Source organism: Limosilactobacillus kribbianus, assembly GCF_026413145.1.
Taxonomy (GTDB): Bacteria; Bacillota; Bacilli; order Lactobacillales; family Lactobacillaceae; genus Limosilactobacillus; species Limosilactobacillus kribbianus.
Window position 1 is genome coordinate 42,327 of record NZ_JAOVYZ010000005.1, and the last position, 16,787, is coordinate 59,113.

The following is a 16,787-nucleotide window of genomic DNA, read 5'->3' on the forward strand; positions in this document are numbered from 1 at the left end:
TATTAAGGGGATTATGAGATTGAAGCAAGGAACAAAGATTATTACATTAGATAACGGCTACCACCTCTGGACCAACACCCAGGGCGAGGGTGACATCCACCTGCTCGCACTTCACGGCGGCCCTGGTGGCAACCACGAATACTGGGAAGACGCCGCCGAACAGCTGGCTAAGCAGGGCCTGAACGTCCAGGTCACCATGTACGACCAGCTGGGTTCCCTCTATTCCGACCAGCCTGACTACAGCGATCCGGAAATCGCCAAGAAGTATCTGACCTATGACTACTTCTTGGACGAGGTTGATGAAGTTCGCCAAAAGCTCGGTCTCGACAACATCTACCTGATCGGCCAGAGCTGGGGCGGCCTGCTCGTCCAGGAATACGCCGTTAAGTACGGCCAGCACCTCAAGGGCGCCATCATCTCCTCGATGGTCGACGAGATCGACGACTACGTTAAGCACATCAACGAGCTGCGGGAAAAGACCCTGTCGCCGGAAGCGGTCGCCTTCATGAAGAAGTGCGAGGCTGCAAACGACTACAGCAACCCGAAGTACCAGCAGTACGTTCAGGTGATGAACGAAAACTACATCGACCGGCGCCAGCCATCCCGTCTCTACCACTTAAAGGACCTCGGTGGGGACGCGATCTACCACGTCTTCCAGGGTGACAACGAGTTCGTCATCACCGGGAAGCTCAAGGACTGGCACTTCCGCGATCAGCTGAAGAACATCAAGGTACCAACCCTGATTACCTATGGGGACCACGAATCGATGCCGGTGCCAACCGGGAAGAAGATGGCCGAGCTGATTCCAAACGCCAAGTTCGTCACGACCCCTGGCGGTGGCCACCACCACATGGTCGACAACCCGGACGTTTACTACAAGCACCTCGCCGACTTCATTCGTTCCGTCGAAGCAGGCACATTTAACAAGTAAGATTATAGCCGCCAACCGGCGCCACACGGGCGTTTTGGTTGGCGGCTTTTTCTATTTCCGAATTTTTCCTTAAGGCGGTTAAGGATTGCTTAACAACCGCCCTTTTGCCGCCCGCCTATGATATTCTGTTCTTACCAAAAACAAGGAGGATTTGAAAAGCAGTAAATTAATTGGCTTCATTGACCCGGCCGGGAAGTGGAAAAGGATCCCCGGCCCTGCTGCAGGCACACAATCTCAACCAGAAACAAGGTGAATCATGAACAAACAACTCTACCAACTCAGTACGGACGAATTAAAGAACAAGTACCAGCTGGCAGACCTGACAGCCGGGCTGACCAGTGCCCAGGCACAAGCACGGCTGGCCCAGGACGGTCCCAACGTGCTGGAGGTCAAGACGACCCCCAAGTGGAAGATCTTTCTGCGCCAATTCAATAACATCGTGATCTACATCCTGCTAGCCGCTGCCGCACTGACGATCCTAATCGGCCACTACACCGACGCCATCGTCATCCTCGCCGTGGTGCTGCTCAACTCACTGATCGGCTACTTCCAGGAGACCAGTGCCGCCAACGCCCTGGCCAAGATCAAGGAGCTGATGGCGCCACGGGCAACTGTCTACCGTGACGGTGTTCGCCAGGACATCGACGCTAGCCAACTGGTAGCCGGCGACGTGGTCTTCCTCGAGGCGGGCGACAACGTTCCTGCCGACCTGCGGATCATTTCCGCCGACAACCTCCGCGTGGAGGAGTCGGCCCTGACCGGTGAGACCAATTCCGTTGCCAAAAGTTCCGCCGTCCTAGAAGCGGCTCAGGTCCCGCTGGCGGAACGGACCAACGTGGTCTACGCGTCCACCCTGGTGACTAGCGGGAGTGGAACCGGGATCGTCGTGGCCACGGCCGGGGCGACCGAAATCGGCAAGATCTCCCAGGAGGTTGCCCACATCAAGCCGCAAAAGACGCCGCTGACCCGGGAAATCGACCGGGTCGGCAAGATCGTCTCCTACATCACGATCAGCGCTTCGGTCATCGTCTTCATCGTCGGCTTTGCCCTCCAGATCTACTCCCTGCCGGCCCTCGCCCTGGCGGTGGTCGCAATGCTGGTGGGTTCCATTCCGGAAGGGCTACCAGCCACGACCTCGGTGATCCTCGCCTTCGGGGTCAGCAAGATGGCCAAAAAGTACAAGACGATCATCAAGTCGATGCCGGCCGTCGAAACCCTCGGCTCAGTTGACGTGATCGCCACCGACAAGACCGGGACGCTGACTAAAAACGAGATGGCCGCCAGGGAGCTCTGGGTCGGTGACCGGCGAATTGACGTTACCGGAACCGGCTACGCACCCGCGGGCCAATTGCTCGACAACGGCCAGCCCGCGGAACTGACTCCTGAATTACAGCTCTTCGTCGAGGCCGGCTACCAGGCCAACGACACCATTCTTACCGAAGAGGACGGCCGCTGGCACATCAACGGGGAGCCGACGGACGGTGCCTTCCTAACCCTCTACCACAAGGCCCACGGCGCCGCTTTCCAGTCGCCATACCAAAAACTGGACCTGCTGCCCTTCGACTCCGACTACCGCTACATCGCTGAGCTCGTCCACGACAGCCAGAGCGGCCAGCAGATGATTTTCGTCAAGGGCTCGCCGGACAAGCTCTTTGAGATGGCTGCCAAAATGGATGCGACCTTTGACCTTGTCAAGTGGGAAAAGCGGGTCAACGCTTGGTCCAAGCAGGGGAAACGGGTCATCGCCGTCGGCTACCGGCCGGTGACTGGTACTCCCCTGAAGACGGTTGACCACGCGGACCTCTACCAGGGCATTCACCTGCTGGGCCTCGCCGCCCTCCAGGATGCCCCGCGCGAAGAGGTAATCGCTGCCCTGGAGAAGATGAACCGGGCCGGGGTGGCCGTCAAGATGATCACTGGGGACGACCCGCAGACCGCCCGGGCCATTGGGCAGCAGCTCGGCCTCACCAATGGCCCGATCCACGCCATCACTGGTGAACAGTGGGACCAATTGGCGCCAGCAGAACGGGGCACCGTGGCCATGAACACCCAGGTTTTTGCCCGGACAACCCCGCAGAACAAGCTCGAGATCATCGAAGCCCTGCAGGAAGGTCAGCAGATCACGGCGATGGTCGGTGACGGGGTGAACGATGCCCCCGCCCTAAAACGCGCCGACATCGGGATCGCGATGGGGATCAAAGGGAGCGACGTTGCCAAGGACGCGGCGGATATGGTCTTAGGCGACGATAACTTTGCGACGATGGCCGCCGTGATCAAGGAGGGGCGGCGCATCTACGACAACATTAAAAAGAGCATCCTCTTCCTTCTGCCGACCTCGTTCTCCGAAGGGCTGGTCGTCGCCTTCTCCATCCTGACCGGCCAGGAGGTGCCACTACTGCCGGTCCAGCTGCTGTGGATCAACCTGATCGCGGCAATTACCATCCAGTTCGCCTTCGTCTTCGAACGGGCGGCGGACGGGATCATGAGCCGGGCACCACGCCCCGTCAACCAGCGCCTGATGGACCGCCACGACCTGGTGCAGATGGGCTACGTTTCGGCACTGATCGCCGTCTTCTCGCTCGTCGGCTACCACTGGTTCGTGGGCGCCGGCGCCAGTCCGCTCAACGCCACGACAATGATGATCAACACAATCGTCATCTCCAAGGTCTTCTACTTCTTCAGCATCCGGACCGACCAACCGGGGCTCGGTCAGCTGAGGACGATCAGCACGAAGGCCTGGGGCGTGATCGCTCTGATGATCTTCTTCCAGTTGGCCCTGACCTACCTGCCGTTCATGCAGGAGACCTTCCACGTAACGGCAATCAGCCCGCTGGAATGGCTGGCGGTCATCGGTATTTCCGCTCTGATCATGCTCTGCACGGAGTTTGACAAGGGCATTCACAACCGCCGCCAGCGGATGGCCGTCGTTAAAAATTAATAAACACAACGTGGCGACTCAGGACCTTGAGGACTTGAGTCGCCACGCTTTTTTGCTAAAATTGTCGGTATAAGTTGGATGAAAGGATCCTATTACCATGACAGAACAGATAGAAAACTTTATTTTCGACATCGATGGCACCCTGATCGACACCTTCGACATGTACATGCCACCGATGATCAAGCTGCTGCGCGAACACGGCTACCCGGTTGCCCCCGAAGACGAACAGGCGGTCATGCGCAAGCTTTTCGGTATCACCGGCGCCGACGCCCTGCGGATCTACGGGGTCAAGGAGGAGGACGTCGCCCCGATGGTCAAAGAATGGTTTCAGCTCTCCTACCAGCGTGAGGACCGGGTGACGGTGCTCGCCGGCATCCCGGCGGCACTACAGGGGCTCAACGCTGAAGGGCGCAACCTGGCCGTGGCCACCTCCAAGGTCCAGGACGAATACGAGCACTTCCGGCATAAATTTTCCTTCGCCAAGCTCTTCGACGTGGCAATCACCGAGAAAGACACTGTCAAGCACAAGCCCGACCCAGATCCCATCCTGGCGGCGATGGAGGAAATGGGGATCACCGACCCGGCGCGGACCGTTTACGTGGGCGACACGATCAATGACCTCAAGGCCGCCAAGGCAGCCGGGGTCAAGTCCGCCGCGGCCCTCTACGGCTCGGCCAACCCGGCTTCCATCATGGGTGCCGACTTCCTGCTGCACGAGCCGGCCGACCTATTGAAAATTTAGTGAATTGAAAAACGCCTCGTAAGCAAGCTCGAGTTGCCAGCGAGACGTTTTTTTGATTGGCTACTTGTTTTTCCCAAATAGTGCTGCCATCTTGGCTGCCACTTCCGGATCAAGGTTGTCCGCCAGGGTGCTTTCTTCCTGGTGATCCTCCTCCTGACGGTTCTTCACCGTCTGGGTCAGATCGTCAATCACGGCCTGCTCACCGACCTTGACCGGGTTGACCGTCAGCCGGCCGCCCGCCGCATCGGCATGGCCGCCACCGTTAAAATACTGCTCGGCAAACTTGGCCACGTCCAGCTTGCCGTTGCTGCGCAGGGAAACGCTGACCGGGCTGACCACCAGCGCGGCGTCGATGTCCGGGTTTTGTTCCAGTAATTCGTGGGCAATCTCGGACTTGTAATCGTCGGCGTAGACCACCCCGAACTGGTGGCCGGCAATCTTCGTCTTGAGCATGTCCTTGAGGTGGCTCTTGAGGTACTTGGCCCGCCGCTCGTTGAGGGTGTGGATCAGCAGCTGATTATCCTGCCGGTACTGGTCCCAGCCGGCCGCCAGCACGCCCTCAACGAAGGAGGCCGAGTCCTGGAGCGGGTAGAACCAGAAGAGCTGATCGAGGTCATCAGCCGCCCGGCGCTCCGTTTCGGCCATGTCGGGATCATTTTGCCAGTCCCAGGTGTCGTACGCTCGGATCAACTCGACTAGGTAGGCCAAGTCCCGCCGCCGCTGCTCGCTCAGGTCGGTAAAGTGCGGCTGGGTCTGCAGCCAGTCCCAAACCAGGCTGGCCGCGCTCGGGTTGACGTCCGGATTGGCCGGGGTAATGCTGTTGGCTGCGTACTTGTTCCGCTGGGCCTCCTCGCTCTCGTGGTGGTCAAACACCAGCCAGTGGTTGGCAAAATTGTCGTTGAGCTGCTGGAAGGTGTAGTCGCTGTCCGGAGTCATGTCCATGATGTAGACATCGGTGAAGCGACTGGCTTCGGGAGTGCGCATCCAGCGGGCAAATTCGTCATCAATCCGGCCGGCCCCGCAGTTGGTCATGTCGAAGTCGGTATCGTCAAACATCGTCGGCTGAACTGCCTTGAGGAGCAGCGGGGCCCCGAAGCCGTCCAGGTCATTGTGGGAAAATAGTTTAATCGTTCGTTTTGCCATCTTGTACTCGCCTCGTCTTGATTAATCGTTACTACCGACCATTATACTAGATTTTTCTCCCCAATCGGTGACCTTTCCAACTGACAGCGAACCGGGTTGTTGTTATCATGGAAGTAGTGACATTAGGAAAGGAACGAATACTATGCGAATCTATGATTACCGGCAAGATTTGATCGACTTGCTTCAAAATACCGGTGACGACCCGCGCAGCCTCCAGCAGACCCTGCGCAGCCTCACCACGATCATCAATATTCTCAACCACTACGACGACGGGGCGCCCGAAAAAGACAGCGCACCAGTCAAGCGGCACCATTACCAGACCCACACCCGGCACGAGCAGCCGATGTCCCCGGCGGCCCGCCACACCCTGCGCTCCCTTTTGACCGGCCCGTCCAGTGCTGAAGCCAGGCCGGCAGCCAACCGGCCGGCCCAGAGTAACGTGATCAGCCGACCAACACCGGTTGAACCCGAAGCACCCAAGGAAAGCAGCCAGGAGGAACGGCTGGCCGCCGATAACCTCTACCTGGTTCACCGGAAGCTCAGCGGGGCCGAGATCAACCACCGTTACTATTCCGAGGCCATCCTGCACCACCTCCACTTCCCGATTGAGGACGGTGACGTGGTTGAGCTGGACACACAGCAACAGGTCCGCGGCCTGCCGGCAATTCGCCGGGTCACCAGCGACCGGATCGACGATTACGAGCCGACCAAGATCAGCGTGATCGAGTACGCCGAATTGAAGAGCGTTCCTGGCTCCGACGTCCTTCAGATCGCCAGCACGATGAAGGGCGATTCGCTCCTCGACCAGGCACCGGCCAACACCGTCGTGATCGACCCGTTCAAGTACCCGGGCCGCGACCTGAAGCCGGGGATGGTGATTGACTTTGCCTACTACGACCGCGGCAACGGGCTCAAGGACGCCAGCGAAGGCAGCATTCGCTGGATCCACGAGAAGCAGGACTACGACACCACCAAACAGCCAGCCAAGCCAAAGCAGGTCAAGAAGGTCACCAACACCCGGCACGACTACGAAAAGAAGCTCGACTACGACCTCAAGCAGCGGACCGTCCTGGTCATCACCGGCGTCCGTGACAAGGTCCAGGGTCTCAAGCCGGTGATTGCCAAGCACCACGGGGTCTTCCACGGCCTCGATGCCTCGGCAGAGGAGAACGTCTCTTCCAGCAAGCTCAAGCGGGAGATCCGTGACGCCGACTTCGTAATCGTCTGCATCGACGCCATCCACCACCGGATCAGCCAGCTGGCCAACCACCATGCCAAGCGCTACGAGAAGCCGCTAGCAATTGCCAATGTGACCTCCAACACGGCCGTCGAGCGAGCAGTCGGCCGGGCTTTGAACGGCGATCCGGCATACGCGGTTTCCAGTGAAAAGATTGATTAGCTTAAATAAAATTAAGATATTTCTTGACTTTTATTAAAAAAAGCTTAGAATATGAATCAACAATTTAATTATTCGATCGCAATGAGAAAGAAGAGTAGGTTGAATCGACCACGACAGCGAATCCCGTTTGGTGTGAGGGGACGGTGAGTTCGACCAATTGAAAATCACTTTCGAGTCCGGAGCTTAAGTCCAGTAAGTTCCGGTGGGAGCACCCATTATCGTGCCAGCGTATCGCCTGCGGGCCGTACGTGAAGGTCTTGTCCACCGTGACGAGACGAAGATAGGGTGGTACCACGCTCAGGCGTCCCTTAACCAATTAATTTTGGTTAAGGGACTTTTTTGTTGGGATCGGCGCAATTATTTTTAATTTTATCCTGAGGAGGAGTATTTTCATGCAAGATCTCACATCACGCAAATTAACGTGGAAACAATATTTGGTCGTCGCCTCGTTGCTATTTGGCCTGTTCTTCGGTGCCGGAAACCTGATTTTCCCCCTGCACCTGGGTCAGCTCGCCGGGGCGCACTGGGGCACCGCGGCGGTCGGCTTCCTGCTGACCGGGGTGCTGCTGCCGCTGCTGTCGGTACTCGCCGTAGCCGTCACCCGGGCTGAGGGGGTCTACGACATTGGGCGACCGCTCGGCGCCGTCTTCGCCCTGGTCTTCATGGTCTTAATCCACGCCACCATCGGTCCCCTCTTCGGGACGCCGCGGACCGCGACCGTTTCCTTTACGGTCGGGGTGGCACCATTCCTGCCTAAGCGGTACGAATCCGTTGTCCTCTTCGTCTTCTCGGCCCTCTTTTTCCTGGCGGCCTTCGCCTTTTCCTACCGTGAAAACAGCATCCTGGCCAATGTCGGCAAGGTCCTGAATCCCGTTTTCCTGGCGCTCTTGTTCCTGGTCTTTGTCGTTGCCTTTGCCAACCCGCTGGGTAATCCGGCCACCGCACCCGTTACCAGCGCTTACACCCACAGTGCCCTTTCCAACGGCTTCCTGGAAGGCTACAACACGATGGACGCCCTGGCTGGCCTGGCCTTTGGGGTGACCGTCGTCACTGCCGTCCGCTCCATGGGGCAGCGCCGGGCGAGTGACGTTTCCAAGGTCGTTGCTAAGTCCGGGGTCCTGGCCGTTTCCGCCATTGCCGTTATCTACCTGCTGCTGATCGTTCTCGGTGCCATGTCACTCGGTCGCTTCAAGGTTTCCGCTGACGGTGGGGTGGCTTTCAACCAGCTGGTTAACGCCTACGCCGGGGCCTTTGGTCAGATCGTCCTCGCCTTCCTGCTCACCGTCACCTGCCTGACGACCGCCGTTGGTCTGGTCGCCGCCTTTGCCCAGGACTTCCACAAGCACTTCCCGAAGGTTTCTTACCACACCTGGCTGGCCCTCTCCTGCCTGGCCTCGTTCTTAACCGCCAACTTCGGGCTCGACACGATCATCTCCTGGTCCACGCCAATGCTGATGTTCCTCTACCCACTGGCAATGGTTCTGATCCTCTTGTCCGTCACCTCACCGCTCTTCCAGCGCGACGGGGCCGTCTACTTCTTCGTCGTCCTCTTCACCGTTGTGCCGGCCCTGGGTGACATGGTGGTTGCCTTCCCCGCCGTCGTCAGCCAAAGCCACTTTGGCCTGATGGTGGCCGCTTGGCGGAGCCACCTGCCACTGGCCAGCATGGGGTTGTCCTGGCTGGTCCCGGCCCTCGTTGGTCTGGCGGTCGGCTTACTCTACCACTGGTTCAAGCCAGCCGGCGCCGTTTCCACCAAGACAGAGCTCAACTAACACTTAACTTTTTCAGCCATTAAAAAACGGGATCGTCTCAACCGAGGCGGTCCCGTTTTTTGATTAATTAGATAACGTGGAAAACAACCGTGGGGCTAGTGTCTAACTACGGACGAAAGCCGACGCCTTCAGCGCCGACTCCCGCCCTAGGTTAGCCATACGCCCCACTCTGATGGTTGTTTCCCACTCATTTTCAGTCATACTTATCCAAATTAAACTTCTGAATCGCGTAAATCAGCTTGCTGGCGTAGTCCGGATCGGTCGCGTAGCCGTTCTTCTGCAGTGCGTAGGCCGCCTCGCGGTAGTTTTTGGCCTTCTGGACGCTACGGAAACGCTTGTGGTTGTCCGCCGTCCCGTTGACGATCAGCAGGGTGTGGGCCTTAATCGAGGCCGCCCAGCTGTTGTAAACCTGGAAGTACTGCTTGACCTGCTTGTTCTTTCCGTTGATGTTTTCGGTCGTGTACATCCGCACCCGGTTGTGCTTGCTATTGGCCTTGATGCCGAAGAGGTTGTTGTACTTGTAGGCAAGCTTACTGCGGCCCCAGTTGGATTCGATGCCGGCCTGGGCAATCGTGATGCTGGCCGGGATGTGGTACTTCTTTTGTTCCCGCTGGGCCGCCGGGGCAATCTGCTTGATGAATTTGCTGACCGTGATGTCCTTGGGATGGGTCTGCCGCTGGGGCTTGGTCGTCTTGTGCTGCGACGAGACGATGCCAAAGACCGCCGCCGCAATTAGCACCACGACGAGCAGGCTCCCGATAATGATCTGCCATTTTTTCTTCATATTCTCACTTCCCCCTCATCTTGGTGGTTGTCCACCATTATAGGGGGTGGACAAATAAAAAAGCGAAGGTTTCGCTCAATCTTCAGGAAATCTTCGTTTTTATTTACTTGCTGTGCTTCAGCAAATCTTGTTTCATTTCGTTAAACCGCTTGGCATCCAGAACCTTCAACCGCGGGAAGCTCTTGACCAGGCGCCGCTCATTCCAGTTCAGTAGGCGCAAATCCAGCTCGGCACGCCGGTCTAGCATCTCAGCACGCCAGTTGTCCAGCCGCTTGGCCAATGCGGGCTTCTCCTCTGGCAGGGCGGATTCCAGCCGTTTGCGCAGGCGTTCGCGGTAGGCCTCGGCCCGTTCGTTCCACATCTTGGTTGTGGTGTGGAAATGTTGCACGCTGATAATCGTCAGGATCGTGTCGGTGCCCATCACGAGCACCACCATGAGGGCTAGCATTCCGTGGGTGTGGGCCTCTTCCCAGTTGATCACCCGTTGGACGGCGGGCTGGATGAAGCGGACTAGCACCACCACGCCGATTGCCCAGAAGAGGGAAATCTGTGGTGCCACCCGCCCCTGGAGGTTCCCCCAGAGGTGTGAGTAGTCCCAGAGCTTCATGTGGAAGGCCTTTTCCAAGAAAAGACTGGCGACGTACTCAAAAATGCTGGCGACAACGAAGCCCACCAAGAAAAGCAGGATCAAGTTGTCGGAGACGCGAAAGGTCGTGATCAAAATCGTGGTCACCGCAAAGCCGTAGACTGGACAGTAGGGGCCGAAAAGAAAGCCCCGGTAGGCAAAATGGTGATCCTTGATGGAACAGTAGATTGTCTCCCATACCCAGCCGATGACGGCGTAGGTGAAGAAGAGAACGATGATCTCGGATAGGCTGTAGGGCATGATTTCCTCCCTTATTTCAGACTGAGCTTTTCGACGTTGAGGATTTTATCAAGCCAACCGGTGTAGAAGCTTTCCTCGTGGCTGACCAGGATCAGGTTGCCCGGGAACTCTTGCAGGGCGGTCTTTAACCCCTCCTTGGTCTCGTCATCCAGGTGGTTGGTCGGTTCGTCCATGATCAGGAAGTTGCACGGTGTCAGTTCCAGGATAGCCAGCTTGACCTTGGTCTGCTCACCACCGGACAGGAGCTGGAGCGGCTTTTGGGTGTTGGCGGCGTTGATCCCGGCCCGGGCCAGCTTGGTCCGAATGGTCCGCGGCTGCATGGTCGGAAAAAGATTCTGGATCGTCTGCAGTGGTGTCAGTGACGGGTCATCCCAGACCAGGTCCTGGTCAAAGTAATTGATCTTGGCCGACGGGGAAAAGGTCGCCGTCCCGCCCAGCGCCGGAATCTTTTTTAAGATCGACTTGATCAAAGTCGACTTGCCGACCCCGTTGAAACCGGTAAAGAGCAGTTTCTCCCCCATCGTCATCGAGAAGGTCACCGGCGCCAGCAGCGGCCGGCCGTAACCCACCGACAGCTTTTCGACCCGCAGTGCGTTGGCCGAGCCGGTGTTTTCGTATGGGAAGTGGAAGGTCGCCTTGAGGTTGTCCTCCGGCGGATCAATCCGCTTCATCCGGGCCAGCATCTTCTCCCGGGACTTGGCCATCGTCGACTTGGACCCGGCCTTATTTTTGCGGATGAAGCGCTCGGCCTTTTCGATCACAACCTGCTGCTTCTCGTATTCGCGCTCCTGAAACTCCTTGCGTTCTTCCTTTTGGCGCATCGCCTGCTGGAAGCTGCCCCGGTACTTGGTAATCTTGCCAAAGGAGACGTCACAGATCGTGTTGGTGACCTTTTCGAGGAAGTCGTAATCGTGGGAAATGATCATCGCTGCCCCGTCGAAATCGTTGAGGTAGTCGATCAGCCATTCGATGTGGGCCGTATCCAGGTAGTTGGTCGGTTCGTCCAGCAGGATCACGTCTGGATTCTCCAGCAGCATCTTGGCTAGGATGATCTTCGAACGCTGGCCACCACTCATCTCCGAGACGACGTGGTCCTTGCCGATGTCGGTCAGTCCGAGCCCGTTCATGACCCGTTCGACCTGGGTTTCAATGTCGTAAAAGTTGTTGGCATCCAGCTTTTCTTGAATTCGGCCGGCCTTGGTCAGCAGCTCGTCATCCATCTTCGTCGCGTATTCCGTGTAGTAGGCGTTCATCTGGTCGTTGAGCTTATACAGATCCGCAAAGGCGGTGTGCAAAAATTCAATCAGGGTCATCCCCTGAGGAATGTCCACGTACTGGTCGAGGTAGCCGATTTTGACTCCCTTCTGCCACTTCACGCTGCCATCAACGGGCAGGACCTTGCCGATCAGGATCTTAATCAGCGTACTCTTGCCGGCCCCGTTTTGGCCGACGATCCCCATGTGTTCGTGTTTTTCTAATTGAAAGCTGGCGTCCTCGTACAGTTTTTTGTCGGCATAGGACATCGTCAGGCCTTCAACATCTAACACTGCCATTTATTTTCACCCCATTATGCATCAATATAATTGCTTTCCATGGTATCACAATCCGCGCTGCTCCAGCAATTGCTTGCCTTTGTTACAATCAACTAACATTTTTGGTCATTTTTCTTTTGGAAAGCCTTCACAATTTATTCATATCGTCCCCTTAAGGTAGAAAGCGTAGTCTTAAGCAAAATTTAACAGATGGAGTGATTCTTATCATTAAGAAGAAAATTGTTTCCAAGACACTGATGGCCGCTTTGGGGGCAGCGAGTGCACTGGCCGTTGCAACTACAGCTAACGCCGACACTCAGGTGCAGGTCAAAGCGGGTGACACCGTTTGGAACTATGCCCAGGAATACAAGACCACGGTCAACGCAATCGTCCAGCGCAATCAGCTGGCGAATCCAGATGTCCTCCAAATTGGACAAACGCTGATCATTCCTGACTCTGCAACGAGTGCCACTAGCCAGGCCGATACGACCAGTACGGCAGTTGCAACCATTGTCAACCCGCTGAGCACCAGCACGGCCGCTTCGGCAAACAGTACTGCCAGTGCCCAGCTCGCTACCGGGGTCGTCAGCTCAAATAGTGCAGCTACCAGCCAGAGCACGGCAGTCAGCCTGACAAGCACGGCAGCTGATCTGAATTCTGCCAGCCAAAGCGCCATCGCTGAAACAGCTGATCAGCAAAGCGAAGGCAGCCAGGCGCAAACCGGTTCCTCAGCGGCAACGAACAATTACACCCCGGCAAGCGGTACCCCAACGACCTACGCCGCTAACTCTGCCGCCGCGCACCAAGCAATGAGCAGCTACGCAATTAGCTACGGCACCGTCGAGCGGACCGCCGCGGCCTACAACTCACAGGCAACCAGCCAGACTGCCCAGGCCGCCAGCTCAGCTGCTCAGAGCACCACGAGCTACGCAAGCCAAAGCACCAGCAATGCCGCACAAAGTACTACCAGCACTACCACTTCCAGTGCCGTGGCAACTGCGAAATCCATGATCGGTGTTCCGTACGTCTGGGGTGGGAACACGCCAAGCGGTTTTGACTGCTCCGGTTTGGTTCAATACTCCTACAACCTGGGCTCTAACTACCGGACGACCTATCAACAGGCCACCCTTGGTCAGCACAAGTACGACGTGGAAAACGCCCAGAGCGGTGACCTCTACTTCTGGGGGACCGAAAGCGCACCGTACCACGTTGCCATTGCGGAGGGGAACGGGAACTACATCCAGGCCCCAACCCCTGGTCAAAACGTTCAGGAAGGTAATATTCAATACTACCGGCCGAACTACTACATTAGTATGAACCAGTAAAGATTAAATTTTTCTAATAAAAAGAATTGACAGCTTGCCAGACCTTGGGTATACTAAGAGCAATTAATAACCAAGGAGCAAGCAACAATGAAGAAGTTTCAATCTCACAACGTGAATATTTGTTGGCAAAGCCGGTAGACGGGTTGTTTCGGTATCGATGCAACCTGACAACAGATTGCATCTGTGCCGGCTGAGATTGTTATTTCATTCAGTCCGCATGGATCCACATGCGGGCTTTTTATTTTGCTTCATCAGCGAGGGTCCCGCATGCGGACGCTCGCTTTTTTATTTTAGAAAGGTGTGAATCATCACATGAAACGCATGTATAGCCTCATTGCAATTATTCTTGTTTTCCTGGGCTTCGCCTTCTTTAAGGAAAATGGTGGCTTAGTCAAACAGCGAACACCCCGGATCGGTGTTTTGACCCTGATGCACCACCCGGCCCTCGACCAGATCTACAAGGGCTTTGTCGATGAGTTAGCCAAGGAAGGCTACCACAACGGCAAGAACATCAAGATCGAGTACCAAAACGCCAACGGGGACCAGAGCAACCTGAAGACGATGGCCTCCAAGCTGGTCAACGACAACTGTACCGTCATCTACAGCATCACCACCCCAGCGGCCCAGGCGGTTGCCAACTCTACCACCAAGACGCCAATCATCCTCGGGGCAGTCACCGATCCAAAGGGCGCCGGCCTGGTTAAGGACAACAAGCATCCCGGCGGCAACATCACTGGGGTCTCCGATCAGGCCCCAATCAAGGAGCAGATTAACCTGATCAAGGAGTTCATGCCCAACATGAAGACACTCGGGGTCATCTACACCTCCAGTGATTCCTCAGCCGTCGCCGGCTACCATCAGATCGTCCGTGAATGTAAGAAACAAGGGATCACGCTGAAGGCCTACTCAATTGCTAACAGCAACGACCTCAACCAGGTTTCCGAGCAAATGCTCAGCCAGGTTGACGCCGTGATCGTCCCGACCGATAACACCATCGCCGGGGCTATGCAGACCCTGGTCAAGAACGCCAACGCGGCGAAGAAGCCGGTCTTCCCGGCTGCCGGAACGATGGTTAAGCAGGGTGGGGTTGCCACCTACAGCGTCAACCAGTACGACCTCGGTGTCCGGGGCGCCAAGATGACCGTCCAAGTCCTCAAGGGCAAGAAGCCAGCAGACACGCCGATCCAGTACGTCCGCCACGGTGAACCGGTCTTGAACCTCAAGCAGGCCCGCAAGCTCGGCCTGACCGTTCCAAAGCATTTCCAAAAAGAAGCACAGCAAGAAGGAGTGATCTACAAATGAATCTTATCGTTTCCTCAATCGGGCAAGGGCTTCTCTGGGCACTCCTCGGGCTTGGCCTTTACCTGACTTTTAGAATCCTCGACTTCTGTGACATGACCGTTGAAGGGACCTTCCCGCTGGGTGCGGCCACCGCGGTCACCGCCATCACCCACGGTGTTAGCCCACTACTGGCCACTTTGCTAGCAGTCGGGACCGGGATGATCGCCGGCCTGGTCACCGGCCTGCTCTATACCAAGGGGAAGATCCCCAGCCTGCTCGCCGGGATTCTGACAATGACCGCCATCTACTCGGTCAACCTGCGGATCATGGGCAAGTCCAACATCTCCCTGCTGGGCAAGCCAACCCTGTTTAACGGGGCCCTCAAAAATCTGCCCCAGTACTTCGATAGCGTCACGCTGGGGTTAATCGTGATCGCCATCGTCACCATCCTGATGGTGGCCTTCCTCGCAACCGACTACGGCCAGGCCTTCATCGCCACCGGGGATAACCCGACAATGGCCAAGGCCTTCGGGATCCACACCGACAAGATGGTGATCGTCGGCCTGATGGTCTCCAACGGAATGGTCGGCCTCTGTGGCGCCCTAATCGCCCAGAATAACGGATACGCCGACGTCAACATGGGGATCGGGACCATCGTGATCGCCCTGGCCTCGATCATTATCGGCGAAGTGGCCTTCGGTGAACTGACCCTCAACCAACGGCTGGTCGCAGTCACCTTGGGTAGTATCATCTACCGGCTGATCCTGCTGGCGGTCCTGCAGCTTGGTTTTTCTGCCAACGACCTCAACCTCATTTCATCGATCGTCCTCGCCATCAGCATGATGATTCCGCAATTCGAACAGCACCTCAACATTAAGAAGCCAATTCTCAGGGGGGTTCAGCCACATGAGTAAGCCAATTTTAGAGTTAAAAAACGTTCAGACCGTCGTTAACAAGGGGACTTCCAATGAGACGATGATTTTGAAGGGAATCAACCTGGAGATCAACGACGGCGACTTCATCACCATCGTCGGCACGAACGGGGCCGGAAAATCCACCCTCTTCAACGTCATCGGTGGCAACCTGCGCGCCGACAACGGCCAGATCCTGCACAACGGCAAGGACATCACCAATTCCAGTGAGGAGGACCGAACTGCCTTCCTCGCCCGGGTCTTCCAGGATCCCAAGCTGGGAACGGCACCGCGGATGACGGTCGCCGAAAACATGCTTCTGGCCACTAAGCGGGGCGAACGGCGCCACCTGATTCCACGAAAACTCAAGCAGAACATGGCCCGTTTTACCAAACTGGCCGCCACGATGAACAACGGCCTAGAAGACCGGATGACCACGGCGACCGGGGCCCTCTCCGGTGGTCAGCGCCAGGCTCTGAGCTTCTTGATGGCCACCCTCAAGCGGCCGGACATCCTGCTGCTGGACGAACACACCGCCGCCCTGGACCCCCACACCAGTTTGAACCTTCTCCACGCTACGAACGAGCGGATCACTCACGACCATCTGACGGCCCTGATGATCACCCACCACCTAGAGGATGCCCTGACCTATGGCAACCGACTGATCGTGTTAAAGGACGGCCAGATCAAGGCCGACTTCAGCGGTCCGGAAAAGGAGCAACTGACGGTGGACAAGTTGTATCAGTATTTTGAAGATTAATAAAATCGGAAGAGCCAGCATTACTGCTGCCCTTCCGATTTTTATTTTCTCTTTATAAAGCTTTTTCTCACTCAAATTCATTCCGCTTGCCATTTTCCGAGGCGCCGCAGGTTCATCCGAAATCCCCGGGCGGCCCAGGCAACCCAGTGGCTGATCCACTGCTTGCCCATGCTCAGCGGCCGCGAAATCTCTTCGTCATAGTCATCTAAATACAGGTTGTCATACCGATCGAGGTGACCAAACGGCTGGTGGTTGATCGCAAACCGATAGGTGGTCTCACCGCTCGTCGCCGGTTCAACCTCAACTTGCTCTTCCTGCATTACCTTCAACAAATCCTTGTCCGTCATCTATCAGCGCCCCTTTCGTTCATTCTTCACCTCCAT

14 protein-coding genes are annotated in these 16,787 nt (G+C 56.7%); 9 read left to right on the top strand and 5 right to left on the bottom strand.

Translation table 11 applies throughout. The features are described from left to right. Positions 1-19: 19 nt before the first annotated feature. From OCT58_RS02400 to OCT58_RS02410, 3 genes are all read left to right on the top strand, one after another. Entirely contained in the window at positions 20-931 is a 912-nt protein-coding gene (locus OCT58_RS02400; RefSeq protein WP_267201244.1) for a proline-specific peptidase family protein, read from the top strand. Positions 932-1,187: 256 nt separating this feature from the next. Next, positions 1,188-3,869 carry an HAD-IC family P-type ATPase gene (locus OCT58_RS02405; RefSeq protein ID WP_267201245.1) on the top strand — a complete coding sequence of 894 codons (2,682 nt, stop codon included), beginning with the start codon at positions 1,188-1,190 and terminating at the stop codon, positions 3,867-3,869. Between the two features lie 97 nt (positions 3,870-3,966). Beyond that, positions 3,967-4,611, top strand: a complete 645-nt coding sequence (locus OCT58_RS02410; protein WP_267201246.1) for an HAD family hydrolase — start codon at positions 3,967-3,969, stop codon at positions 4,609-4,611. A gap of 60 nt (positions 4,612-4,671) precedes the next feature. Here OCT58_RS02410 and OCT58_RS02415 read toward each other — a convergent pair whose 3' ends face one another. Continuing rightward, positions 4,672-5,754 (bottom strand): DHHA1 domain-containing protein, encoded by a 1,083-nt coding sequence (locus tag OCT58_RS02415; RefSeq protein ID WP_267201247.1) that lies wholly within the window; start codon positions 5,752-5,754, stop codon positions 4,672-4,674. Positions 5,755-5,896: 142 nt separating this feature from the next. On the opposite strand from OCT58_RS02415, the gene OCT58_RS02420 reads away from it, so the two are divergent. Both OCT58_RS02420 and brnQ read left to right on the top strand, forming a co-directional pair. Then, positions 5,897-7,153, top strand: a complete 1,257-nt coding sequence (locus tag OCT58_RS02420; protein WP_267201248.1) for a DUF2325 domain-containing protein — start codon at positions 5,897-5,899, stop codon at positions 7,151-7,153. 392 nt (positions 7,154-7,545) lie between these two features. Continuing rightward, positions 7,546-8,925 carry a branched-chain amino acid transport system II carrier protein gene (gene brnQ / locus OCT58_RS02425; RefSeq protein ID WP_267201249.1) on the top strand — a complete coding sequence of 460 codons (1,380 nt, stop codon included), beginning with the start codon at positions 7,546-7,548 and terminating at the stop codon, positions 8,923-8,925. 193 nt (positions 8,926-9,118) lie between these two features. Here the strand turns inward: brnQ and OCT58_RS02430 are convergent, their stop codons facing one another. From OCT58_RS02430 to OCT58_RS02440, 3 genes are all read right to left on the bottom strand, one after another. After that, positions 9,119-9,709: a glycoside hydrolase family 73 protein gene (locus tag OCT58_RS02430; RefSeq protein WP_267201250.1), complete on the bottom strand. Its 591-nt coding sequence runs from the start codon at positions 9,707-9,709 to the stop codon at positions 9,119-9,121. Positions 9,710-9,812: 103 nt separating this feature from the next. Then, positions 9,813-10,595, bottom strand: coding sequence for a putative ABC transporter permease (locus OCT58_RS02435; RefSeq protein WP_267201251.1), 783 nt, complete (start codon positions 10,593-10,595; stop codon positions 9,813-9,815). Between the two features lie 11 nt (positions 10,596-10,606). After that, the gene (locus OCT58_RS02440) at positions 10,607-12,148 is read right to left on the bottom strand and encodes an ABC-F family ATP-binding cassette domain-containing protein (protein ID WP_267201252.1); all 1,542 of its coding nucleotides are present in this window, start codon (positions 12,146-12,148) and stop codon (positions 10,607-10,609) included. A 194-nt stretch (positions 12,149-12,342) separates the two neighbouring features. Here OCT58_RS02440 and OCT58_RS02445 point away from each other — a divergent pair, with 194 nt between their 5' ends. The 4 genes from OCT58_RS02445 to OCT58_RS02460 all read left to right on the top strand — a co-directional run bounded on the left by OCT58_RS02445 (position 12,343) and on the right by OCT58_RS02460 (position 16,404). Next, on the top strand, positions 12,343-13,452 hold the full coding sequence (locus tag OCT58_RS02445) for an NlpC/P60 family protein (protein ID WP_267201253.1): 1,110 nt from the start codon (positions 12,343-12,345) through the stop codon (positions 13,450-13,452). 312 nt (positions 13,453-13,764) lie between these two features. Then, entirely contained in the window at positions 13,765-14,754 is a 990-nt protein-coding gene (trpX, locus tag OCT58_RS02450; protein WP_267201254.1) for a tryptophan ABC transporter substrate-binding protein, read from the top strand. Beyond that, positions 14,751-15,647, top strand: coding sequence for an ABC transporter permease (locus OCT58_RS02455; protein ID WP_267201255.1), 897 nt, complete (start codon positions 14,751-14,753; stop codon positions 15,645-15,647). The genes trpX and OCT58_RS02455 overlap by 4 nt, the downstream gene beginning before the upstream one ends. After that, positions 15,640-16,404, top strand: coding sequence for an ABC transporter ATP-binding protein (locus OCT58_RS02460; RefSeq protein WP_267201256.1), 765 nt, complete (start codon positions 15,640-15,642; stop codon positions 16,402-16,404). The genes OCT58_RS02455 and OCT58_RS02460 overlap by 8 nt, the downstream gene beginning before the upstream one ends. A gap of 77 nt (positions 16,405-16,481) precedes the next feature. Here the strand turns inward: OCT58_RS02460 and OCT58_RS02465 are convergent, their stop codons facing one another. Further along, the gene (locus OCT58_RS02465) at positions 16,482-16,751 is read right to left on the bottom strand and encodes a hypothetical protein (RefSeq protein WP_267201257.1); all 270 of its coding nucleotides are present in this window, start codon (positions 16,749-16,751) and stop codon (positions 16,482-16,484) included. Positions 16,752-16,787 lie beyond the last annotated feature (36 nt).